This window comes from Streptomyces sp. NPDC012825 (assembly GCF_042900925.1).
Taxonomy (GTDB): Bacteria; Actinomycetota; Actinomycetes; order Streptomycetales; family Streptomycetaceae; genus Streptomyces.
Window position 1 is genome coordinate 34,712 of record NZ_JBIBBZ010000017.1, and the last position, 21,060, is coordinate 55,771.

Here is a 21,060-nt window from a genome sequence, read left to right on the forward strand (position 1 = left end):
GCCGAAAGTCCCCGGCATCGAGCCGGTGCGATGAAGGACACCGCCCCAACCGCGCTCAGGTCGCTGGCCTTGCCAGGCGGGTGCCCGAGCCCCCCGTCACCGTCGCGGCGGAGCAGTACGCCGACACCGCCACCAACGCATTGCTGACACCCTTTCGGCTCTGCAGGACCACGTCAGCTGCCCGGATGCACCACCTCAAGTGGCAGGCGAGCAGAAGTCGGCTGACGGTGAGCCATGTCGCTGCGTGTGAAGAGTTGACAACAGGTCGGCCGACGCAGCGCACGGAAGGAAACCGTCGATGCGCTCTGCCCGCATTCTCTTCGCCGCCACCGCCACCGCTGCCGCCCTGGCCGTCACCACGCCCGGCGCGTACGCGCTCGCCACCGGCGACGACTGGTCCAAGGACGACTCCGCCCACAGCCAGAAGCGCGACCACGACAAGCCGCACGGCGGCATGCACACCGGCTCCGGCGCCCTGTCCCTCCTCGGTGGCGATGACTGGTCCAAGGACCACGACAAGGGCGAGCACGACAAGGACGAGAAAGACCACGGCAAGGACGAGAAAGATCACGGCAAGCCGCACGGCGGTGTGCACACCGGTGGCGGCGCACTCACCACAGTGAACGCCGACGACTGGTCCAAGAGCCACGACAAGGACGAGAAGGAGTACGACAAGCCCAAGGGCGGCATGCACACCGGTGGCGGTGCGCTCACCATGGGAAGCGCCGACGACTGGTCCAAGGACCATGACAAGGGCGAGAAGCACGAGAAGGATCACGGCAAGCCCCAGGGCGGCATGCACACCGGTGGTGGCGCGCTCACGATGGTGAACGCCGACGACTGGTCCAAGCCGGAGACCGAGTCCAAGCCGGAGCATGAGTCCAAGCCGGAGATGAAGGACCACGAGAAGGACTGGGGCAAGGAGCACGACAAGCCCAAGGGCGGCATGCACACCGGCGGTGGCGGCCTCGCGGGCAGTGGCACGAACGTGACCGGCGCTGTGGTGCTGGCCGGTGGAGTGGCCGCGTTCGTCCTCTACCGCCGCAAGAAGGCCACCGGCGCAGCGGCGTGACGCCCGGCCGGACGCACGGGTTCCCGGGAAGGGAGCCCGTGCGTCCGGTCCCGCCTGTTTTCCGCCTAATGGCTCCGGATTTGTCGAGCGCGTTCGAAAGGTGTGCCTGGTGAGAACCCGGCCAGACCCTACTGTTGTGGGAAGGCCCCGGCGTGCCGTGCGGTGGGTTGTACCCACGGTGTTCTGGACGCTGGTGCTGGTTGTGCTCCTGGTCCTCTTCGGCCCGGGGATGTTCACCCAGGATGCCACCGTGCCGCTCCGGCCCACAGCTGTTCCCGCTGTCGGGAACGCACCGGCGGCCGCACCTGAGCCTGCCGTGTCGCCCGCCCCGAACGCCGTACGCCAGATTTCGCCGAGTACCGTCCCACCGGCCGGCCTGGCGATGCCGCGGTCGGCTCCTCTACGCCTGAGGATTCCCAAGATCGGCGTGGACGCGCCGTTCACTGACCTGCAGATCGGACCGTCCGGGGCTCTGGAGGCACCTCCGGCCGATGACACCAACCTGGTCGGCTGGCACGCCTCGGGCACCTCTCCCGGGGAACAGGGCACCGCTTTGATCGCCGGCCACCTCGACACCGCCACCGCCCCGGCCGTCTTCGCCCGTCTCGGCGAACTCGGTGCCGGAGACACCTTCGACGTCGCACGCGCCGACGGCACCACCGCGGTCTTCCTCGTCGACTCCGTGGAAAGCTTCCACAAGAACGACTTTCCCGACCGGCGCGTCTACGACGACACTTCCGAAGCCCTCGTACGCCTGATCACCTGCGCGGGCGCCTACGACCGTACGGCGAAGGACTACACCGAGAACCTCGTCGTCTTCGCCCGCCTGCGACCCACCGGCTGACACGGTCGGCATCGACAGGGTGACCAGGCCCGGCAGCGGCGAACGACGGCGAGCACGGTCCGGTGATCCCGGTGAGAGAGAGGAGGCGGCAATGATGTTGTGGCGGCACATCCTGGCCGCGCTCCACGACCCCGACGCTGCCCGCCGCGAGCAGCTCCTCGCCGTCGGCGCTGCCGCGCTCGCCCACGCCCGCCGCACCGATGATCATCCTGCCGATGCGGAGACGGTATGCCGCATCGCGCTGGAGGAGTTCGGCATTCTCCTGGATGCCGCCACTGCCGCGGCGGCCCTGGCTGAGCGCCGGGTTCCAGGCGGGAGACAGCACGAAGTCCCGCTCCCGAACACCCGCGCCGGCCGCCGTGCCTCCAGGGCGCACTGCCTGCCCGGCCCGCCTACCCTTCCCCGTTAAATGAAGAGGCAGCAACGATGAAGGTCGCATTCAGCCTCGGTCTGGGCCTTGCTGCCGGTACGGTCGGCACCGCGGTCCTCACCGTCTCGGAGAAGATCGAACAGCGGCTGACCGGCAGGGCGAGCAGTACGGTTCCCGGCCAGGTCGGGGCGGCTGTGGCGGGCAGCAAGGACGACGAGGTGGCTGCGCAGTGGCTCAATACCCCTGTGCACTGGGCTCACGGCACTGCCATGGGAGCGCTCCGCGGGGCCCTGGGCCTGACCGGTCTGGGGCCGGTGGCCTCCTCCGCCGTGTTCTACGGTCTCGTGTGGGGCGGCGACGTTGTCCTGTACCGCAGCTTGGGTATCGCCCCTTGGCCGTGGAAATGGCGGAAACAGGAACTGGTCACCGACCTGTTCCACAAAGGTGTGTACGCCCTCGCCACCAGCGCCACCTTCGAACCTCTGCGTCGCGCCACCTCCTGACGGACAACCGAGCCCTTCAGCGCCGCCGCGTGCCAGCCGCGTCCGGCACGCGGCGGGAGTATCAGCCGTTCAGGGCCTGGCTGAGGGTTTCGCGGCAGTCGATGACGCTGTCGAGGCCGACGATGCCGATGGTGCGCATGACGGCGGTGGTGGTTCCGGCCAGGCGGAGCCAGCCGCCTGCCTGGGTGAGGGTGTGGTGGGCGGCGATGAGGATGTTGATGCCGGTGGAGTCCATGAAGGTGACCTGGCGCATGTCGGCCACGACCCGGGGGTGTGGGAGGTCCTGGCGAAGATGCCGGAGCCCGCGCCGCTGATCGGCTTCGGCGTGAGCAGGCAGGAGGTCTTTGGTGACCTGGACGAATCCCTGGGTCGGCCGTGCTTCACCGGGCACGCCTGTATGTGGTCCGCTGGGGCTTTCCCTCGAATGGCTGTCTGCGGTGGCTGTTCCACGCGTAGGTGTCGAAGCTGTCACGTGAAGCACCGGTATGCGTTCTGCGCGCACGTCCTCATCGCTTCTGGGGCAGCCGGTACCAACTCTTAGCTGGAGTACGCATGAAGAAGACGACGGCCACGTCGGTGGTTGCCTTGGCGGCGATAGCCTCCGGACTGGTCCTGGCCCCGGTAGCGTTCGCGGGTGGCACTGCGCACGGCGATGACGAGCTGCACGCGATGCTCTCCCCGGTACCGACGAGCAAGGTCACCGGCTCGGGGACGGCGATGGTGCACCTGAAGGGGAACCAGGCCACCGTGACCATCAAGACCCAGGGCCTGCTGGCGGACGCACCGCATGCCCAGCACTTCCACATCGGCGCCAAGGGCCAGTGCCCGCCGGCGTCCGCGGCGAAGAAGCACAACGGGCAGCTGAGCCTGAACACCACGGATGGCCTGCCGTTCTACGGCAAGATCGGCGCCTCGCTCACCACCTCCGGTGACACCGGCGCCGACCACTCCGCCCTGGCCGTCGCGCGCTTCCCCATGGGCTCCTCGTACACCTACCAGCGCACCATCACCGTCGATGACGAGACCGCGAAGGAGCTGCGGGCCGAGAACGCGGTCGTCGTGGTGCACGGCATCGACTTCAACGGCAACGGCAAGTACGACAACGTGCTGGGCGCCAGCGACCTCGACCCCACGCTGCCCTCCGAGGCCACCAATCCCGCTCTGTGCGGGCCGCTGAAGATGGCCCCCGCCGGAGCAGTCGCCGGCGGCATGGGAGGCACACAGGACGGTGACACCATCGCGCTGGGCGCCGCCGGCGGCCTGCTCGCCGCTGCCGTGGGCACCCTGTACCTGCGTCGCCGCTCCAGCCGCCAGAGCTGACCGGCACCGGCACGTATGACCGGCTTCCGGCCCCGTGGCCGCCGCGGTATCTACACCGCGGCGGCCACCGCCTTCACCACCGGCGCACTCGCACTCCTCGCCGCCGCCATGACCGCGCCGCAGCCACCCCCGGCCCCGCCCCCCAGCGCCCGCACCGCACCCGTCCAAGAGCGCCAGTCCCCGCAACCGCACAATGCGGCCCTGCCCCGTTCGGAACCTGTCGCCATCAGCAGTCCGAGGATCGGCCTGCGCACCCAGGTTGAGAGGGTCACCCGGGCCGCCGACGGTTCCATCGCTCTGCCCGCAGACCCCGATCACGCCGGCTGGTACACCGGATCCGTCACACCGGGCGAGAGAGGCAACGCGATCGCCGTCGGCCACGTCGACTCCGGCGCGGGCCCCGCCGCCTTCTACGCGCTGGGAGCCTTGCGCAAGGGCTTCCCCCTCACGGTCAGCCGCCGCGACGGCAGCGCCGCCCGCTTCACCGTCACCGGCATGGAGGTCTGGGCGAAGAACGCCTTCCCCTCCCGACACGTCTACGGCCCCACCACCACCGCGACCCTGACGCTGATCACCTGCGCCGACTGGGACAGCACCTCCCGCACCTACCGATCCAACCTCGTCATCACCGCACGACTCATCCCCTCATGAGGCCAGCCACCTGGATGCCTTCTGCCGTCACGCGCACGGATGGCGCCACACGCGCCACCTGCTGCAGCCGCCGTCCGTGAGCCTCTTGCGGCCAAGCACCCTGGAGACGCCATGGCTCGACATACTTCCGCGCCCTCCCCGCGGTCACGCTCACGGCACACACCGCTTCGCCACCCAGTACGGTTCCCGGCCGCTGCACTGCTGCTGATCGCGGGCATCGTCCACATCCCCGTCACTCCCGGCCACCTCAAGGAAGCCCCCTACATCGGGATCCTGTTCATCGTGCTGACCGTCGTGTGCTTCGGCCTGGCTCCGATGCTGTTGCGGTACGACACCGTGCTGGTCTGGACAGCCGTTGTAGTGGTGACCGTGGCCGCCGTCCTCGCCTACCTGGTATCCCGGCTGACCCCACTCCCGCAGATCGCTGACGACGTAGGAAACTGGACCGAACCCCTTGGACTTGCCTCCATCACCTCCGAATTCCTGGCCGCCACTCTCGCTGCAGCGGCCCTGGCAGGCAGACAGACACAGAGATCCGCCACGAGCACAAGCAGAGGGAGCAAGGCGACCAACAGATAAAACCCAGACATCCCACGCTCAGGATTGGAAATCCGAATGGCGTGAGCGGGTGGGCGCGGCGCAGCGAAGAGGCGGCCGCCCGGGTCTCCCCGGGCAACCGCCTCTTCCGATCCGCCTCTGTGCCGGTGCTGCCTCCTGCGCGGACCGCTGCGACGCGAGCAGGCGGATGCCGGCTCTTCCCGATCGCACGCGGCTGTTCTCGATCGTCCTCGAGGCTCACCGCGACGAGCGTGCCCACGACGGCGGTGCGGAGCAGCCGGCTTGCCAATGCGCGGGTCAGAAATTGATGCAGACCGGACCCTGGTTGACGTTGACCCAGCCGACCTGCGTGACGGCGGCGTTGCAGTTGAAGTTCATGTCACCGCTGCCACCGCCCTTGTTCTCGTCCTCCTCGTAGAGGGGGCCGAAGTCGATGCAGACCGGACCCTGGTTGACGTTCACCGCGCCGACCTGCGTGACGGCGGCGTTGCACTGCCCGTAGTACATCGGCTCCTCACCCCGCCCGGAGTAGTCGTCGGCCGAAGCCATATCGGAGCCGGTCATCACCGCGGCGGCGGCCAGGGCGACGGCCACGAAGGTCTTATGGAAAGACAGCATGATCTCTCTCCAGGAAACGGAGGTCAGGGACACAACAAACTCCACCAGCACCCGCCTCCACCCGCACATCGGGACACGCTGTTCGGGCCGGAGGGCCGCCGCAATGCACTCTCCTGGCCGTGCGCTGTACGATCCGCGCCCTGGCGAGGTGCGCGAGCCCGGCCTCGGAGAGGACCGGCCGCCTTTACCACAGCGGCGGCACCCCTGACCGGCACCGCACTCGCTGCGAAGATGACGATCGGCCGTTTTGGAACGGGTAGGGTCCGTGCCAGCCCGTGCCGATATGGCGTGCACGGGTCAGGCCCGGTGCCCAGATGCGCTCTGGGACGCAGTACCGCCGGGCCGTTTCCCCTTCCCTCGCTGTGCACAGCACTCCGCCGCCGCTCCTCACTCGCCGGTGCGCCGCGTCTCGTTGCCCGTCGCGTTCGCGTTGCTGCACTGTCCGGTTTCCACATTGCCTCCGCCTCAGGCTTGGGGCGCAGCGGTGAGCGCCGGCCTTCCCGGACCTGGCGGAGTTCCTCTCAGCCGGTCTCAGGGGGAAGCGTCGACGAGGGCGTCGACGTCGCCAGTGCGGCAGAGCCGGGTGCTGACCGCTCCTGCCCGCGAGGTACCAGAGCAGATCTCGGGTCTTTCTGTCCAGGCCAGCACTCGCTGGACGCGAACCGGCTGCAGGGCTGGCAGGACCGATAAGGAGGCAGATCAGGGGGCAGACTGCGGTGATGGACGCATATGACGTAGAGCCGGTGTTCCAGCAGGCACTGGACCGCCTGACCTTGCTGGCCGACGTCAGCACGGCCCTGGCCAGCACTCTGGACGGCCCCGAGGGCGTGCGGCGGGTGTGCCGGATCATCGCCCACCGGCTCGGCGCCTCGTGCACGGTCGACCTGCTCACCGACCACCGTGAGCTGGAGCGCCTGTGCGTGTCCCACCAGGGCGCCGACCGGCCCGTCGCGCACGACCTGTACAGCAGACGGCCGCCGCCGCACGATCCCGAAGATCCCCTGGCCCGGGTCTTCAACGGTGCCGGCCCGCTCCTTCTTGACGCCGCTCCACGAAAGCCGGAGGCCGGAGACCTCCTGGACCCGGGGACGACGACCGGCTTCGCGCAACCGGATGCCGCCAGTGCCGTGATCGCGCCGGTGCGTGCCCGGCGGGAAGTCCTCGGTGCTCTGACCCTCACCCGCGGCAGCGACCGCCCGGCCCTGGACGTGAACGATCTGGCGCTGGTGGAAGACCTGGCCCACCGCATCGGCCTGGCCGTCGACAACGCCCGCCTGCATCGGGAGACCGAGCGCATCGCCGAACGTCTCCAGCGCTCTCTGCTGCCCGACCTGCCCGACATCACCCCCTTCACCATCGCCGCCCGCTACACCCCGGCCCACGCCACCGCCCAGGTCGGCGGCGACTGGTACGACGCCTTCCACCTCCCCGGCGGCGACCACGCCCTGATCATCGGCGACGTCACCGGCCACGACCTCAAGGCCGCCGTCACCATGAGCCAGCTGCGCAACATGATCCGCGGCATCGCCTGCGACCGCCAGGAACCCCCCGAGAAGATCCTGCACCGCCTGGACCTGGCCCAGCACACCCTCTATCCCGGCGCCACCGCCACCTGCATCTTCGCCACCTTCCACACCCGTGACAACGGCCCCTGGGACCTGCACTACGCCGCGGCCGGACACCCCCCGCCCCTGCTGATCACCCATGACGGCGACACCCGCTACCTCGAAGGCGGCCGCAGCCTCCTCCTCGGCGTCGCCCCCACCCTGCCCCGCACCAGCGCCGTAGAGCCCCTGCCACCGGGTTCCACCCTCCTGCTCTACACCGACGGCCTGGTCGAACGCCGCGGCGAGGACCTCGGCAACGGCATGACCCGCCTGCGCCAGCACGCCGCCGCCCTCGCCCGCGAAAGACCCGACACCCTCCTCGACGAACTCCTCACCGGCCTCGCCCCCGACCCCACCGACGACGTCGCCCTCCTCGCCGTCCGCACCCCACCCACCACCAACCACCACACCTGACGCAGGATCACCGGACTTGGCACCCGATCTGGCGGCCGCACGCTGTATGACCCGCCTTTGAGCGAGCCGCGCAAACTGGACGAACTGGGCCCGTCCGTGGCTGACTCGCCCGCACCCACACCCCGATACGCCGCGTCTCGTTGCTCGTTGCGTATTCTCGGAGGCAACGGACAATTCCTTCCGGAGGCGTTGAAGCCGGACGAGGCTGGGGGACATGCAGACCACACACCTTCCCGGGCGCGGCCTGGTCGCCGCTGTCATCTCCTCGATCGGTATCCGTCACGAAGGTGCCCATGCCCTCGTCGACACCGGTTTCTACCTCGACCTCAGCCGTGTCCTGCGCAATCCGGCCGACGATGCGCTATCGCACCGGCCTGGACGACGACGTCTACGCCCACGTCCTGAAGACCCCCGGCGCCCTGACCCTGATCAACCGGACCGCCGTCCAGCTTCGCGCCCTGGCCGACGAAGTCCCCGTCGGCCGCCTGGTCCGCCTCACGGTGGCGTGCCAGGGAGGCCGTCACAGGAGTGTCGCGGCGGCGGAGACGGTCGGCCGGCTCGTCTGGGAGGCGTGGGGCGGCGCGTACGGCGTCGACATCGAGCACCACCACATCGACCACCCCGTCCTGACCTCCTCCACCCCCGCCTGACCCGACCGGCACACCAACAAGGGGTGGCCACCCGGGAACCCCGGGCGGCCGCCCCTTTCGCCTGCCCGGCCCCTACACCGACGGCGCCTTCGCCTTCGTCTTTGGGCGCAGTGCGGCGAGCGGCGAGCGCCGGCCCTTTTCGACGCGGCGGAGTTCCTCTCAGTCGACCTCGGGGTGCGCGTCGGGGAGGGCGTCGACGTCGGCGGTGCGGTTAACTGATCGTTTCAGAATGACAGCTGTGCCCACCTCAGGCTCACGTTAGGGGTCCTGCCCGAGCAGTTCTGCAACCCGCTGGGCAGCCTCGTCTGGCGGCAGCTCGGCCGGCCAGGAGAGTCGTTCAGCGCCGCCCCGGACTGGGTTCTCATCACGATCCAGGGGAATGAACCGCCAGTCCCGACCATGCCGCCAGAACACGATCACCCCGTGAGGCCACGCAGGAAGGCTGCTAGTCCACCAGAAGGCTGTACCAGCAGCTTCCTCGTGACGCTCGTCGGGGCCGTGACCGATTGCGGTGCAGGCTGCGGCGAAAGCAGCGTCGGCAGTATGTCGATCCTGCCAGAACCAAACCACCGGCTGATCCTATCGATGGCTTCAGTGAGTCCGCGATCTTGCATCTGACGATCTTGGTCGGCAGGCTGTGCGGATGCGTGCTGATCTTGTTCCGGATGCCCTGTGGGAGCGCATCGCGCCGTTGCTGCCGCCCCTTCCCGAGCGTCGTCGTCGCCATCCTGGGCGTCTGCGCATTCCCGACCGGACAGCGCTCGCAGGCGTGCTGTACGTGCTGCGGACCGGCGTTGCCTGGCGCGACGTGCCGGCAGAGACCGTGGGCTGCTCCGGAATCACGGCCTGGCGCAGGCTGCGGGACTGGACCGAAGCTGGCGTGTGGCCCCGACTGCACGCCGCCCTGCTGACCGAGCTCCGGCGGGCGAACCTGCTGGACCTGGACGACTGTGTTGTCGACGGCTCACACGTCCGAGCCTTGAAAGGGGGGATCACGTCGGTCCCTCGCCGGTCGACCGCGCCCGCCCCGGCTCAAAGCATCACCTGATCGTCGACCGCAACGGCACCCCGCTGGCCGTCACGCTCACCGGCGGCAACCGACATGACGTCACCCAGCTCCTGCCGCTGCTTGATGCGGTCCCGCCGATCCGGGGCCTGCGAGGTCGGCCCCGCCACCGGCCTCGGCGCCTGTACGCCGACCGGGGCTACGACTTCGACAAGTACCGCCGTCAGCTATGGAAGCGCGGCATCAAGCCAATGATCGCCCGACGCGGTATCGCTCACGGCTCCGGACTCGGCAAAGTGCGCTGGGTCGTGGAGCGCGCGTTTGCCTGGCTGCACCAGTTCAAGCGCCTGCGCATCCGCTACGAGCACCGGGCAGACCTTCACCAGGGACTCCTCGAACTGGCCTGCTCGATCATCTACCTGCGGCGGCTCTCGCAATCATTCTGAAACGATCAGTAAGCCGCTGCCATGCCCTTGCGCACTGCGGACGGAGCCCGCGCTCAACAGGGGCGGACCCCTTTGCAGCCGACGCAGATCGCACCCAATCAGACACTCAAGTTCGCATGCCGGTGAACGGGAAAGCGCTGGCTGGCCCGCCCTGTTCGCCGGGCACGGTCACCCCGCAGCGCCCGGCGGCGGCGCTCGGCTCTGAGACGCTGACATGCTGACGGCCGCTGGTTGCAGGCGATGCTCCGTCATCCGCTAAAGTATGCGCTAAATCAGATATCTGATCGAGCATGAAGGAGGGTGGAGCGTGCTTCTGACAACAGGGCAGGCCGCCAACGAGCTCGGCATGGCCATCACCACATTCCGCCGCCTCACCCGCGCGAACCTGATCCCCGGAACGACGTCCCGGGGCGTGCGGGTCGTCGTGCCACTGGAAGCGGTCCAGGCGCTGGCCGCACGGAGCCATGCCCCGCTGCACCACCTTGCCGCTCGCGAGATTGCGGTCCTGCGCGTCGAGCCGGCCAAACCGTCGGACAGTCAGCAGGCACCCGACGACGGCCCGGGATCCGGATTCTCGGCCGACCTGGACGAACGAGCCGTGCTGGACCGGCTCACCGGCTGGTGGCGATGTGACGCCCCCAGCATTGCCGCGGGTCGCGTGCTTCCCGTCACCGTCGCCGGATACGTCGTGGCCGTCCTCACTGGCCTGCAGCACTGGGAGAGCAACGACCGAGGACGCCACCGCTTCCCCGGCATGCAGCTCGCCGGCTACGTCACCGACCTGGTCAGCCCCCGCATCCGCATCACAGCGACCACCGGCGAAGACCGCGCCGCTGCCGAACTGCTGCTCGCGGCCCGCCTGCCCTCCGAATCCGGAGGCCCGATCGCCTACGTCTCCACCCACCACCCCGACCCCGAGGGACCGTGATGGACACCAAGACCTACAACGCTGTCCTCGCCGAACTCCGCGCGGACCGGGATGAGATCAAGAAGGCCCGCGCCGCTCTGGCCAGGCTCGAAGCCGCCCGTGACAAGAGGATCCGCACGCTCGCCGCCTACGAGAAGGCCAACGCCGAACGCATCGCTCCGGCTGCGGGCCTCAGCCTCGCCGACATCGTCCAGATCGCCCCTGTCCTCGCCCCCGAGCACCTCACCGCCCCCGGAGCCCAACCTGACGGGGAGACTCCGCTTCCTGCCGCCTCTGGCCAGCAGGCCGAAATCAACGTTCCTGCCCACGCGACCCGCCTCGACGAGGCCACCACACCTCTTGAGCGCCCTGCGACGCCCGCGGCACCGACGGCAACCACCCCTGCCGCACTGGAGGCGACTGCTGTGCCCTCGCCGGAGCCCGCGAACAACACCCCCACAGCCGGGTACGGGCGAGAACTGCCCTCGATCCCTCAAGGCCCCAAGGCAACCGCTGGTTTGCCCATACCTCGAACCTCGCCTCCACTCACCCGAACTTCACCCAGCAGGCCCGCTCGACCGTCTTCCTCGACACTGCTACCGGGATCCTGGTCCACCGCGACCAGACCCTGCGCCTGAACCTCCCCGACGCATCGGCCGCCACGATTCTCCAGGCCGTCTTCCACGCCATCCCGGAGGGCACCGAGCGGATCTTCATCACCGCAGGCGACCCTTGGCACCACCAGGCCGACCGTCACCCCTTCCTCAAGGACGCGGCCGCAGCCTGGCTGAACGCCCCCATTCCCGGCTGGCGCACCGACACCGGCCGCGGCAAGGACAAGATGGCCGGCCACTTCGTCCACCCCCGCAACCCCGTCGGCCGCTACCAGAGTGACAACGGCCGGTTCCACGTCGAGATCCGCTCGGTGGGGGAGTGGTTCGACCCCGAAGGCGCCGACCCCGCCGTCGTCCGTGACGCGTTCGTCCTTCTCTGGAAGACCCTGCGCGCCCACTGGAACGACGCCGTCCTCATGGGCTCCCCGTCCCAGACCGGCCGTGACCTGTGGACCCGCACCATCCCCACTCGCGGCCAGTACGCCGACGGCTATCCCGTGCTGTCCGAAGAACTCCGCAGCCTGCTCCACGCCACCGCCGGCCAGGGCCGCACCGAACTAATCACCCCGCCCGCCGTCCCCGACCAGCTACCCGCCCTGATCGAGTACGACCGCACCTTCGCCTACGCCAAGCACACCTGGAAATCACCCGTCGGCACCCCCCGCCGCATCACCGCCGCCCCGTTCGCCTCCTGGAGCGAGAAGGAACAGATCAAGGCCCTCTACGGCTGCGGCCACTGGCACGTCCGTGTCACCGTCCCCGACACCTGGAACCACGTCGGCATCCTGCCCGCACCCGCCCCCGGCGACCGCGCCTGGCACTACCCCGCCAAGCCCGGCACCACCTTCACCACCTGGGCCGGCGGACCCGAGATCCACACCGCGCTGACCAACCCGATCCAGCCCTGGCGCATCGAAATCCTCGACGGCCTGCTCTTCGACGACGGCAAACCCCTCGACGACTGGGCCAAGAAGCTCAAGGAAGCCTGGTCCGCACTCGCCGCCCAGGCCGGCCTCCACGGCGACCCCAACCAGCGCCACGCCGCCCGCCTCGCATCCCGCGCCGTCCGCTCCCTCCTCCTCTACGGCATCGGCTCCTTCGCCCAGCGCCCCCGCATGGTCACCGGCACCACCCCCCGCACCCACGAGCACGACGTCCCCGCCGACGCCGAAATCATCGGCTTCACCAACGAGCAGATCACCTGGCAGCGCCCCACCGGCTTCACCCGCGACCCCAACGCCCACCCCGAATGGGCCGCCACGATCTGGTCCGGCGCCCGCGCCGCCCTGCTCTCCCAGCGCCACCGCGACGACAACACCTACGCCGGAGCCCTCCACGCCCCGCCCGGCAGCGTCATCGCCTTCCGCACCGACGCCGTCTACCTCACCACCCCCCAGCCCTGGCCCTACCACAGCCAGCCCGGCGACTACCTCCACAAGGGCCACCTCACCGGCCCCCTGCCCGCACCCGCCACCGAGGACGAACTCCTCACCCTGCGCGACGCCGGCCGCGCCGCCCTTCACAAGACCGCAGCCGCCACGCCCGGGGAGGCCTGATGCCCCCCAGCCGACGCCCCACCTCCGAGCCGCAACTGAACGAGGCAGCCCAGCTCGCCGACCAGCTCCAGGCAGCCGGATTCACCAAGCGCGACATCGCCCGCATCATCGGCCGGGACCCCTCCCTGGTCTCCCAGTTCTACACACGCCACAAAGGCGCCGCCTTCGTCCCCGCCCTCACCCACGTCCTAACCGCCGTCCAGACCGCGGGTATCACCGACACCGCCGAACTTGCCGCCATCGCCGCCCCGCACATCACCCGCCGCACCACCGCCTCCGGAACCCGCGCCCGGGTACGGACCAAAGCGGTCCTCATCACGCCCGCCGGAACCGGCACCGGCCGCGCCGGAGCCCAGGCCATCGCCTCCGGTTCCACCCGCCTGCGCACCCTGATCGCCGAAGCCGCCCGGCACAGGCTCCGCATCGCCTTCACCGTCCGCCTGGCCAGGACCGCCTTCGTCCATCCCTCCGGCAGCCGCACCGACTCACCTGGCATCCGCCGCGACATCGTCCAACGGGCAGACCACACCGAGGAACGCTCTTACGGCTCCTCCGCCACCGGCGGCTTCGACGCGACCGACTTCGCCCGCCGCACCGACCAGGCCGCAGGAGATGTCACCGCCGCCATTCACCAGTGGCTCGTCGAAACCGGACGTATCCACTCCGACGCGAACATCCTCCACCTTGAGCTCCGCACCTGGCGACCCCGCCCATAGGTCGTAGCAAGCCTGCTCCCGGCAGAGCGATCCGCGCCTCCTGTGCACCGTGACGCCCAGATCCCGGGGGCCCACCGGCTAGCCGTTATGGGAGCTATTAGAGGCTTCTTCCCCTTGGCCCGTTTTCATGGGGCCCGGAAAGCGCGCCTCTTAGAGATCGTCTCATTTGGCTAGGCGGCGATAGCAGATGAGGGTGCAGGCGATGGCGGTGAAGGCCAGGAAGTGACTGGCTTTGCGCTCGTAGCGTCGATGGAGTCGGCGGCAGCCGGCGAGCCAGGACATGGTGCGTTCGATGGTCCAGCGGTGTCGGCCCAGCCGCCTGGACGACTCGATGCCCTTGCGGGCGATCCGGTGGGCGATCCCACGTCGGCGTAGCCATCGCCGCAGGTGGTCGTAGTCGTAGCCCTTGTCTGCGTGGAGTTTGGCGGGGCGCCGCCGTCGCGGGCCGCGGCGGGATCGGATCGGCGGGATACCGCGGACGAGGGGCTCGAGGGCCTGACTGTCGTGGAGGTTGGCACCGGAGATCCCGATCGAGAGGGGCAGACCCGTACGCTCCGTGATCAAGTGGATCTTCGATCCTTTCTTGCCCCGGTCGACAGGATTCGGACCTGTCAGCTCCCCCCCTTCAGGGCCCGCATGTTCACCGAGTCGATCGCACAGCGGGACCAGTCCAGCTCGCCCCGCCTGCCCAGCTCGTCCAGGACCAGACGGTGCAGCTTGGCCCATACCCGTGCTTTGCTCCACTCGGCGAACCGGCGGTGAGCCGTGGGTCCCGAAGGCCCGAACGACGGAGGCAACTGCCGCCATGTACACCCTGACGTGGCCACGAAGATGATCGCAGCCAACACCTCACGGTCTCCGTACCGACGGCGACCGCCACCCTGCGGCCGAGACGGAGCAGGCGGCACCACCCGCTCGAACAGCTCCCACAGCTCATCCGGCACAAGACGCTCAACGATCCCCACGACGTCAGACTATCGAACAACCCAAATGAGATGACTTCTAGGACGGTCTTCGCACGGGTGCCGTTGCGGCTGTTGCCGCCGTTCTTCCCTGCCGGATCGTACCTGTCATAACCGAGATGGTCGGTGATCTCGCCCTCCAGGGCGGACTCCAGCAGCCGCTTCGTCAGCTGCTGCAGCAGCCCGCCCTCACCGGTCAGCTGCAGGCCCTCGGCCTGAGCCCGGGAGACCAACTCGTCGATCAGCCGGTCATCCACCGCCTTCGACGACTTCGGCTCCGCAAGCTCGACGGTCCCGGCCTCGGTCACGTTCTCACTGGTCATCGGTGCATCTTCCTTGATCGGGAGTTACACCGAACGATTTACAGTCCCCGCCTGCGGTGGCGGATGCGAGTGCAGGGGTACCCCAGGACTAGGGTTTCTGCCCTGGGGCACGGTAGAGGGTCAAAAGAGCAGGTTGTAGGTGTTCCAGCCTCCGCCGATACGGGTGCGAGCGGTGAAGGGGGCGGTGGCCTTGCCAGTGCCCTTGTACAGCCACAGGCTCCCGGTCTTGTCGCGGGCGACGGCATCGGCGTGTCCGTCATTGGTGAGGTCGCCCACGGCGATGAGCTGGTCGTACTCCTGCCAGCCCTTACCGACCGGAACACGGGCCGTGTAGGGCGTGGTGGCCTTGCCAGTGCCCTTGTACAGCCACAGGACCCCAGCCCTGTCGCGGGCTAGCAGATCTGCCCGTCCATCGCCGCTCAGATCCGCGCCGCCGGCCAGCCGGTCGTATCCTTGCCAGCCCCCGCCTACGCGCATGCGTGCCTTGAAGCGGGCCCCGCCGGTGAGGTTGCCGGTGCCCTCGTAGACCCATAGAGCGCCGGACTTGTCACGGGCCACGAGGTCCACGAGCTTGTCACCGCCGAGGTCTCCGGCTCCGGTGAGCCGGTCGTAGGCGTTCCAGCCGGAGCCGATGCGGATGCGGGGAGCGTAGGGCTTGGCGTTGACGAACTGACGGTCGTAGTACCAGAGGGTGCCGGACGCGTCACGGGCGACCAGATCGCCTGTGCCCTGGGTGAGGGCCGACGGGCTGACGGCACTGCGGTAATGGAGAGGCTGCCGGAAGGGGGAGAGAGGGGCGACTGCTGTGTATGTCTGCCAGCCGGATCCGATTTGGTAGCGCACGTCGAGTGGCCGAGTAGTTGTACCGGTGCCGGAGTAACTCCAGAGCCTGCCTGCTGTGTCGCGGGCCAGCAGGCTGTGCTGGGGTCGGACCGTACGCCCCTGGATGGCGAACGGAACGCTGGTCTGTTTGACATCGGACTCGTCCCAGACGCCCTGGTCGTAGATGTCGTAGCGGATGTGGGCCTGGAGGTTCTGTGCGTACTGGCCTTTCTCGCTGGTGAGTTCGTAGCCAATGATGTGGTCCCCGGCTTCAAGGGTGCAGACGAGGTGGTTGACAAGGGTGTCCGGTACTACCGTCTGCCGGATTTCACAGGTGACGCCCGTCCCTGTGGTGATCTTGCCGATCCGGATGGGCGGCGCGGAGGCGACGAGCTGTCCCTCGGCGAGATCGATACGAAGGGACAATTGCCCTGCGTCATTGGCGTGGACGCGGAGCTGCTGGCGGACCGTACCGCCGTCCGGGACGGCCGGAAGGTCGAAACCGGTCGTGTTCAGCAGCGCGTGCGCACGGGACTTGACGGTGACCTTGCCGGTACCGTGCCGCCCGTTCGCCGGGAACGATCCCGCACTGCGGGCCTGCTTCACGGTCTCGGAGAGGTCACCACCGACGGGCAGAGCAGCGAACCCCCAGTAAAGGGTCGCGTCCCCGGCGTCCTTAGGGACAACAGTGTCGGGCTGCTGGTACGTCGGCCCATCACAGACGAGAACACCGATGTAACCAGTTAGCTGAGCACACTCGTTGGCGCGCAACGCGTATCCCTTGGGGAGGCCTGCGCCCGCGCCCGTGGAATCGGTCATCGGTTGCGTGCCGATGGCGACGACCACCTTGCCGGTGACGCGCCCGGATTCTACGAGGGGGTAGAAGCGCGGTGCCGATCCCGGCGCCGCCACCACGTCGTACCCCGATAGCCGCACATCGTCGGCGGCGGTCGCTGAACGTGGGGTGAGGAGGGTTGCTGCGGTGAGGAGTCCGGTAGCCGCGCTGAGCATGGCTGTACGGCGGGTTATGTGTCTCATGCGTCCTTCACGAAGAGTGTGGTTGCGCCGGTGCGTGGGCCGTCCTAGGACGACCAAATGTCGACAGCGCAGAGGAGACGGGCCGGCTTGCTGTACCTCCTGAGAGGTACAGCAAGCCGGCCGGTCAGCAAGTGGAGTGGGGTCGGCTAGAAGATGCCGATGATCGTAGTGGCCCATCCGGCAGTGCCCGCAAGACGGGGCGCTCCATGGCCGGTGGGTGTGCCAGGGTAGGTGAGGAGGCATCCGGTGGGGCAGAGTCTGCTCGTCCAGTTCCCCGCTGAATCCACGTACTGGACGGGGGTGTCTGGATCAGCGGGTGTGGTGGCCCAGAAATCACCGGATTCCTGGCCGGCGGTCGGTATGAACCGCTTGAAGTTATAGGTGATGGCTTCATTGCCGGGGCCAGGTGGAAGGTCGGGCGAGGGCTCCGTGGTGACCATGGCGTTCTGCAGGACGCCCTGCATGTTGCCGGGGGAGGTCAGAAGCGGCCGCTGAGTCCAACCGGCGGTGCCGTAGACGCTACGCTGAAGGAGCTTGTAATCACCGCCCGGGCACTTGACCGCGTCGTTGAGACAACCGGGATAGAGGTAGAGCTTGCCGTCGCTGGGGTCGCGGGCGACGAGGTCGGCGTAGGAGTCAGCGTTGACGTCGTCGACAGCAAGGTTGGTGAGATCGCGCCAGCCGCCGGTGCCCAGGACGACCGGCCTGCCCCACTCGAAGGGCTGTGTTTGGTCCTGGCCTCCACCACCGATGGCACGGCCGCTGTAGAGGATGAGCCGGGCGTTGCCGCAGTTCTTGTTCGCGTCGTAGATGCACTCGACGGTGATGAGGTCATTGCCCGCCTTACCGTCGATGTTGCCGGGGAGGAGTATCTGGCGCAGACCGCTCCAGTCCGAGCCCTGGGACGGGTGGGCGAGTTCCTTGCGGGTGTAGTACCAGGGGGTTCCCACTCCGTTGCCGGGGTAGACATAGAGCTTCTTGTCGGACAGGCGGACGAGGAAGTCCTCGTAGCCGTCAGGAGCGCTGTCCCTGGAAGACATGCCCTTCAGATCGCCGCGGTGGGCGATAAGCGCTTCGCTCCAGCCCCCGCTACCGGCGTTCTGGCGTGCGCCCATGGGACTAAGTGCGCCGTTACCTGGGTAGAGCCACAGCTTGCCGTCAGGATCGGTGGCGACGAAGTCTGCGAACCCGTCACCGCTGAGGTCACCAGGCCGGTCGTGCTTGCTGCTGCCGATAGATGGGTCAGAATTTTCCTTTTCGTAGATGAATTCCGGTGGTGTTGTGGTGAGCGAGACCTGGTCGTCACCCCCTGCAAGCATGGAGCGGTTGCCGAACTTGTCGTAGGCGACGACGTTCAGCTTGCTGACAGGGTGCGCAAAAGGCGTAATGGTGACGGTCGCGGTGTGGTTGGCGTCGGTGCCGGCGTCGACCCATGTGCCGTTGGGGCAGCGAGGAGTCTTCACTGCGGACAACGGGCGGTCCATGGCCCAGCAGTAGCCGTCGATGTCGCTGACGGTGTTGGTGAACTTGAACTGGCGCGGTACCCGTGCCGCGTAGCTGTCGGTGGCCTCACCGGCCTTCGTGCCGTCGGCGTCGAGGACGGTGACAGGCTTGTTGGGGCCGACCAGATCGACGCCGAAGGAGCAGGCTGCAGTTGTGGCGCTGGTTGTGTTCTCGTTGTCCTTGGCGTAGACGCTCCAGGTGTAGGTACCGTTGGCCAACTTTGTGTAGGGCACCATCACGCTGGCCTCGCCGGAGCCGTTCACGGTGTCGTAGTTGGGGGAGAGGGCGATGGCGGTGCCGCTGGAGTTCTTGACCGTGAAGTAGGTAGTGACGTTTCCGCCGTCCTGGTCCTTGACCTTCGCGTTCAGGGTGATGCCGCTGTTGCCGATGCGCCCGCCGCAGGGGACGGGGACATTGCCGTCTCCGGACTCGACGTAGTAGCCCTCGTAGGCGGACTTGCTCGTGACGACGGGCTTGTAGTTGTAGTCGACCTCGAGCACCGGGTTGTTGCGGAACCGCTTGTAAGCCCTGGTGTTGCCGGCGTAGCTGTCGGGGGCCTTCATACCAAGGACGAGGGTGCCCCAGCCGTTGTCGGCGGCCTTCTGGACGTAGGCCTTCAGCGCGGCGCTAGTGAAGTCGTGTCCCTTATCGCCGGGGCAGAACTGGTCATTACCGCCGTAGAACGAGGCGTAGTCGAGTCTGGCTGCCCAAGGTGCCGTGTTCCAGGTGGGGGCGGTTTCGATGCCGCCGGCCGACCACAGTTCGGTAGGGCCGACGGTGGAGGCGCTGCACTCATAAGAGTGGGTCTGGATGACGGCGAACTTGGCATCATTGATGGTCGCGTTCTCGAGGCCATCGGTGTTCATGGCAAAGAACGAGGCGGTGTCGCCGGTGCCGTTGAAGCCCACCCGGGGCTCGTCGGCGGGGTTGGAGGAGTTCCAGCCTGACCCGTTGGGGTAATCGGCGTTGGGCGTGGCTGAGTAGACAACCGCCCACTTTTCACGATAACCACCGCTGAAAACGGGGTCGATGACCAGCGGGAACTGATCGGCTGCCGCAAGCAGCTTCGCGTCCGGTACGAGCGTGAACGAGTCCTCGCTGATGTCCACGGCTACCGGCGCACTGTCGGGCTGCGCGGGATTCGCAACGGTGGAACGTGCGGTCGTCTTCGGGACTGCACCGGTCTGACCCTCGTCAGCCGGCAGTGCGGGCTGTTCCCACATCTTCGGGCTGGGGGCGCTGAAGACGACCTCACCGTTCTCGTCCTTGGCCAGCAACCGTTGGTCGGCGGTCTCGGCCAGAGTGATGCCGTCGGTCTGCATGCCGAGCTCGATACTGCGCAGCGCGGGATTGGCGGCGGCTTCAGCCGTACGGATGATTAGATGCTGGGCGAAGCCGTCAACCTCGGCGGTGAGCTCCAGGTCGACGCCGGGCAGAACCGAGAGGTAGGTGGCGGTGCTGCCCCTAAGGACCGGCTCGGGAAGCACACTGGGCCAGGTCAGGGCGAGCTTCCTGCCCTGTTTGACCATCGTTGCCAGTGGCTGGTCTCCACCGCCGGAGAAGGCGATGGAGAAGCTGGGGGCCGCCGGACCGACAGAGCCGTCGGCCAGTCGCACGAGCGAGGGATCAGTCTCGCGCCACATGCCGTCATACCGCGTCCACTTCGGGACGCCGTAGGAGCGACGAGTGGTCGAACCGTCCGGGTTGGCGAAGAGCTCAGTGCTCTCCTGCCTACGGTCGAGGATTTCGACCCGCTTGCCCGTTCTGGCCGCCTCGTCGAACGCGACCTCCCCGAACACCGCAGACGGCGCCTGTGAGCCGTCCGTCTCCGCTGCGGTCAGGGCCGAAGGCGAAGCTACGGGCAGAGAGGGGAGAGCAACAGCCGCTGAGGTGGGCAAGGTCATGGTCGCGGCTATTGCCAGAGCCACCGCTCTGCTGCCACGTCTGAATCTAGTGGTGCGCATGTACTGGCGCCTTTCCGGAGTGCACGGTTTGCTGCCATAAGCGAGAAAGAATCTCCGCTTCTCTTTGGCGGGGACTCTAACCCGACGAGGACGCATCTCTGCACGATGGATGCTCGGTTGAACCTTCAACGACTTGCGAAGGGTCCTCGGCAGCGCAAGTGGAATTTCAAGTTCCATAAATGAAGCACCGCGAAGATGTGGCTTTTGTGTGAACATGACTGGTAAACGTGCTGGTCAGGCGATTGGGTCGACTTGATGGAGGTGGCGCACGAAAGCAGGTTCCTGGACCTGACACACTTGACCATCCTCTCTCGATCACCCTTGTCGGCCGCCTGTAGGTGGTGTTTGATTCGCCTGATCATCAATAATTTACGTACGACCGGGGTGGGGATCTTCGTGCTGTTCCGTAATGGCTTCGCCATGCCCTTTTATAGGCGCAGGAAAAAGAAACTGACGAAGTCTGCGCGAACAGGAACCGTCGGTGTGCTTTCAGCAGCGCTGAGCGTCTCTCTACTCACTGTGCCCACATGGACCGCAGCCGCTGAGGTTCCCGGCCCTCCGTCTATACCTCAGACCAAGTCCGTCGCGGGCAAAGA

General features: G+C 67.8%; 17 protein-coding genes and 2 pseudogenes. 13 read left to right on the forward strand and 6 right to left on the reverse strand.

Going from position 1 to position 21,060, the window contains the following annotated elements:
• Nucleotides 1-298: 298 nt before the first annotated feature.
• The 4 genes from ACFY7E_RS26820 to ACFY7E_RS26835 all read left to right on the forward strand — a co-directional run bounded on the left by ACFY7E_RS26820 (nucleotide 299) and on the right by ACFY7E_RS26835 (nucleotide 2,789).
• Complete coding sequence (locus tag ACFY7E_RS26820; protein WP_389489096.1) at nucleotides 299-1,072, forward strand: hypothetical protein; 774 nt, start codon at nucleotides 299-301, stop codon at nucleotides 1,070-1,072.
• A gap of 229 nt (nucleotides 1,073-1,301) precedes the next feature.
• A complete protein-coding gene (locus tag ACFY7E_RS26825) occupies nucleotides 1,302-1,916 on the forward strand; it encodes a class F sortase (RefSeq protein ID WP_389489256.1) in 615 nt (204 codons plus the stop codon).
• Between the two features lie 91 nt (nucleotides 1,917-2,007).
• A complete protein-coding gene (locus ACFY7E_RS26830; protein WP_389489098.1) occupies nucleotides 2,008-2,325 on the forward strand; it encodes a hypothetical protein in 318 nt (105 codons plus the stop codon).
• 17 nt (nucleotides 2,326-2,342) lie between these two features.
• Nucleotides 2,343-2,789, forward strand: coding sequence for a hypothetical protein (locus ACFY7E_RS26835; RefSeq protein WP_389489100.1), 447 nt, complete (start codon nucleotides 2,343-2,345; stop codon nucleotides 2,787-2,789).
• 61 nt (nucleotides 2,790-2,850) lie between these two features.
• On the opposite strand, the gene ACFY7E_RS26840 is transcribed toward ACFY7E_RS26835, so the two are convergent.
• On the reverse strand, nucleotides 2,851-3,291 hold the full coding sequence (locus tag ACFY7E_RS26840) for an STAS domain-containing protein (protein WP_389489103.1): 441 nt from the start codon (nucleotides 3,289-3,291) through the stop codon (nucleotides 2,851-2,853).
• 50 nt (nucleotides 3,292-3,341) lie between these two features.
• Here ACFY7E_RS26840 and ACFY7E_RS26845 point away from each other — a divergent pair, with 50 nt between their 5' ends.
• The 3 genes from ACFY7E_RS26845 (at nucleotide 3,342) to ACFY7E_RS26855 (ending at nucleotide 5,339) form a co-directional block, all read left to right on the forward strand.
• Nucleotides 3,342-4,109, forward strand: a complete 768-nt coding sequence (locus ACFY7E_RS26845) for a hypothetical protein (protein WP_389489106.1) — start codon at nucleotides 3,342-3,344, stop codon at nucleotides 4,107-4,109.
• A gap of 15 nt (nucleotides 4,110-4,124) precedes the next feature.
• Entirely contained in the window at nucleotides 4,125-4,760 is a 636-nt protein-coding gene (locus ACFY7E_RS26850; protein WP_389489110.1) for a sortase domain-bontaining protein, read from the forward strand.
• A 282-nt stretch (nucleotides 4,761-5,042) separates the two neighbouring features.
• The gene (locus ACFY7E_RS26855; RefSeq protein WP_389489112.1) at nucleotides 5,043-5,339 is read left to right on the forward strand and encodes a hypothetical protein; all 297 of its coding nucleotides are present in this window, start codon (nucleotides 5,043-5,045) and stop codon (nucleotides 5,337-5,339) included.
• Between the two features lie 276 nt (nucleotides 5,340-5,615).
• Here the strand turns inward: ACFY7E_RS26855 and ACFY7E_RS26860 are convergent, their stop codons facing one another.
• On the reverse strand, nucleotides 5,616-5,936 hold the full coding sequence (locus ACFY7E_RS26860; RefSeq protein ID WP_389489115.1) for a hypothetical protein: 321 nt from the start codon (nucleotides 5,934-5,936) through the stop codon (nucleotides 5,616-5,618).
• 719 nt (nucleotides 5,937-6,655) lie between these two features.
• Here ACFY7E_RS26860 and ACFY7E_RS26865 point away from each other — a divergent pair.
• The 6 genes and pseudogenes from ACFY7E_RS26865 to ACFY7E_RS26890 all read left to right on the forward strand — a co-directional run bounded on the left by ACFY7E_RS26865 (nucleotide 6,656) and on the right by ACFY7E_RS26890 (nucleotide 13,852).
• Entirely contained in the window at nucleotides 6,656-7,957 is a 1,302-nt protein-coding gene (locus ACFY7E_RS26865; RefSeq protein ID WP_389489117.1) for a PP2C family protein-serine/threonine phosphatase, read from the forward strand.
• A 356-nt stretch (nucleotides 7,958-8,313) separates the two neighbouring features.
• Nucleotides 8,314-8,607 carry a hypothetical protein gene (locus ACFY7E_RS26870; RefSeq protein ID WP_389489119.1) on the forward strand — a complete coding sequence of 98 codons (294 nt, stop codon included), beginning with the start codon at nucleotides 8,314-8,316 and terminating at the stop codon, nucleotides 8,605-8,607.
• Nucleotides 8,608-9,250: 643 nt separating this feature from the next.
• Nucleotides 9,251-10,059, forward strand: a protein-coding gene (locus ACFY7E_RS26875) for an IS5 family transposase (protein WP_389489120.1) whose coding sequence is annotated in 2 segments (ribosomal slippage) — nucleotides 9,251-9,590 and nucleotides 9,590-10,059 — 810 coding nt in all. Because the reading frame shifts where the segments join, the coding sequence is not laid out codon by codon here.
• Nucleotides 10,060-10,366: 307 nt separating this feature from the next.
• Nucleotides 10,367-10,987 (forward strand): helix-turn-helix domain-containing protein, encoded by a 621-nt coding sequence (locus tag ACFY7E_RS26880; protein ID WP_389489122.1) that lies wholly within the window; start codon nucleotides 10,367-10,369, stop codon nucleotides 10,985-10,987.
• A pseudogene (locus tag ACFY7E_RS26885) lies at nucleotides 10,987-13,136 on the forward strand (hypothetical protein). The gene ACFY7E_RS26880 and the pseudogene ACFY7E_RS26885 overlap by 1 nt, the downstream one beginning before the upstream one ends.
• Nucleotides 13,136-13,852, forward strand: a complete 717-nt coding sequence (locus ACFY7E_RS26890) for a helix-turn-helix domain containing protein (protein ID WP_389489124.1) — start codon at nucleotides 13,136-13,138, stop codon at nucleotides 13,850-13,852. The pseudogene ACFY7E_RS26885 and the gene ACFY7E_RS26890 overlap by 1 nt, the downstream one beginning before the upstream one ends.
• A 162-nt stretch (nucleotides 13,853-14,014) precedes the next feature.
• Here the strand turns inward: ACFY7E_RS26890 and ACFY7E_RS26895 are convergent.
• From ACFY7E_RS26895 to ACFY7E_RS26910, 4 genes and pseudogenes are all read right to left on the reverse strand, one after another.
• Nucleotides 14,015-14,811 (reverse strand): IS5 family transposase gene (locus ACFY7E_RS26895; RefSeq protein ID WP_389489259.1). Its coding sequence is split into 2 segments (ribosomal slippage): nucleotides 14,015-14,475 and nucleotides 14,475-14,811, totalling 798 coding nucleotides; the frame shifts between segments, so codons are not numbered across the junction.
• Between the two features lie 44 nt (nucleotides 14,812-14,855).
• Nucleotides 14,856-15,137: pseudogene (locus ACFY7E_RS26900) on the reverse strand (transposase); the annotation flags it as partial.
• Between the two features lie 120 nt (nucleotides 15,138-15,257).
• Nucleotides 15,258-16,970, reverse strand: coding sequence for an FG-GAP repeat domain-containing protein (locus ACFY7E_RS26905; RefSeq protein WP_389489126.1), 1,713 nt, complete (start codon nucleotides 16,968-16,970; stop codon nucleotides 15,258-15,260).
• A gap of 173 nt (nucleotides 16,971-17,143) precedes the next feature.
• On the reverse strand, nucleotides 17,144-20,404 hold the full coding sequence (locus ACFY7E_RS26910; protein WP_389489128.1) for a hypothetical protein: 3,261 nt from the start codon (nucleotides 20,402-20,404) through the stop codon (nucleotides 17,144-17,146).
• Nucleotides 20,405-21,060: the final 656 nt, after the last annotated feature.

What these genes read in the sequence shown, in the direction of transcription:
- ACFY7E_RS26820 (WP_389489096.1), top strand. Translation starts at nt 299, where the DNA reads ATGCGCTCTGCCCGCATTCTCTTCGCCGCCACCGCCACCGCTGCCGCC.
- ACFY7E_RS26825 (WP_389489256.1), top strand. Translation starts at nt 1,302, where the DNA reads ATGTTCACCCAGGATGCCACCGTGCCGCTCCGGCCCACAGCTGTTCCC.
- ACFY7E_RS26830 (WP_389489098.1), top strand. Translation starts at nt 2,008, where the DNA reads ATGATGTTGTGGCGGCACATCCTGGCCGCGCTCCACGACCCCGACGCT.
- ACFY7E_RS26835 (WP_389489100.1), top strand. Translation starts at nt 2,343, where the DNA reads ATGAAGGTCGCATTCAGCCTCGGTCTGGGCCTTGCTGCCGGTACGGTC.
- ACFY7E_RS26845 (WP_389489106.1), top strand. Translation starts at nt 3,342, where the DNA reads ATGAAGAAGACGACGGCCACGTCGGTGGTTGCCTTGGCGGCGATAGCC.
- ACFY7E_RS26850 (WP_389489110.1), top strand. Translation starts at nt 4,125, where the DNA reads ATGACCGGCTTCCGGCCCCGTGGCCGCCGCGGTATCTACACCGCGGCG.
- ACFY7E_RS26860 (WP_389489115.1), bottom strand. Translation starts at nt 5,936, where the DNA reads ATGCTGTCTTTCCATAAGACCTTCGTGGCCGTCGCCCTGGCCGCCGCC.
- ACFY7E_RS26865 (WP_389489117.1), top strand. Translation starts at nt 6,656, where the DNA reads ATGGACGCATATGACGTAGAGCCGGTGTTCCAGCAGGCACTGGACCGC.
- ACFY7E_RS26870 (WP_389489119.1), top strand. Translation starts at nt 8,314, where the DNA reads ATGCGCTATCGCACCGGCCTGGACGACGACGTCTACGCCCACGTCCTG.
- ACFY7E_RS26890 (WP_389489124.1), top strand. Translation starts at nt 13,136, where the DNA reads ATGCCCCCCAGCCGACGCCCCACCTCCGAGCCGCAACTGAACGAGGCA.
- ACFY7E_RS26905 (WP_389489126.1), bottom strand. Translation starts at nt 16,970, where the DNA reads ATGCTCAGCGCGGCTACCGGACTCCTCACCGCAGCAACCCTCCTCACC.
- ACFY7E_RS26910 (WP_389489128.1), bottom strand. Translation starts at nt 20,404, where the DNA reads ATGACCTTGCCCACCTCAGCGGCTGTTGCTCTCCCCTCTCTGCCCGTA.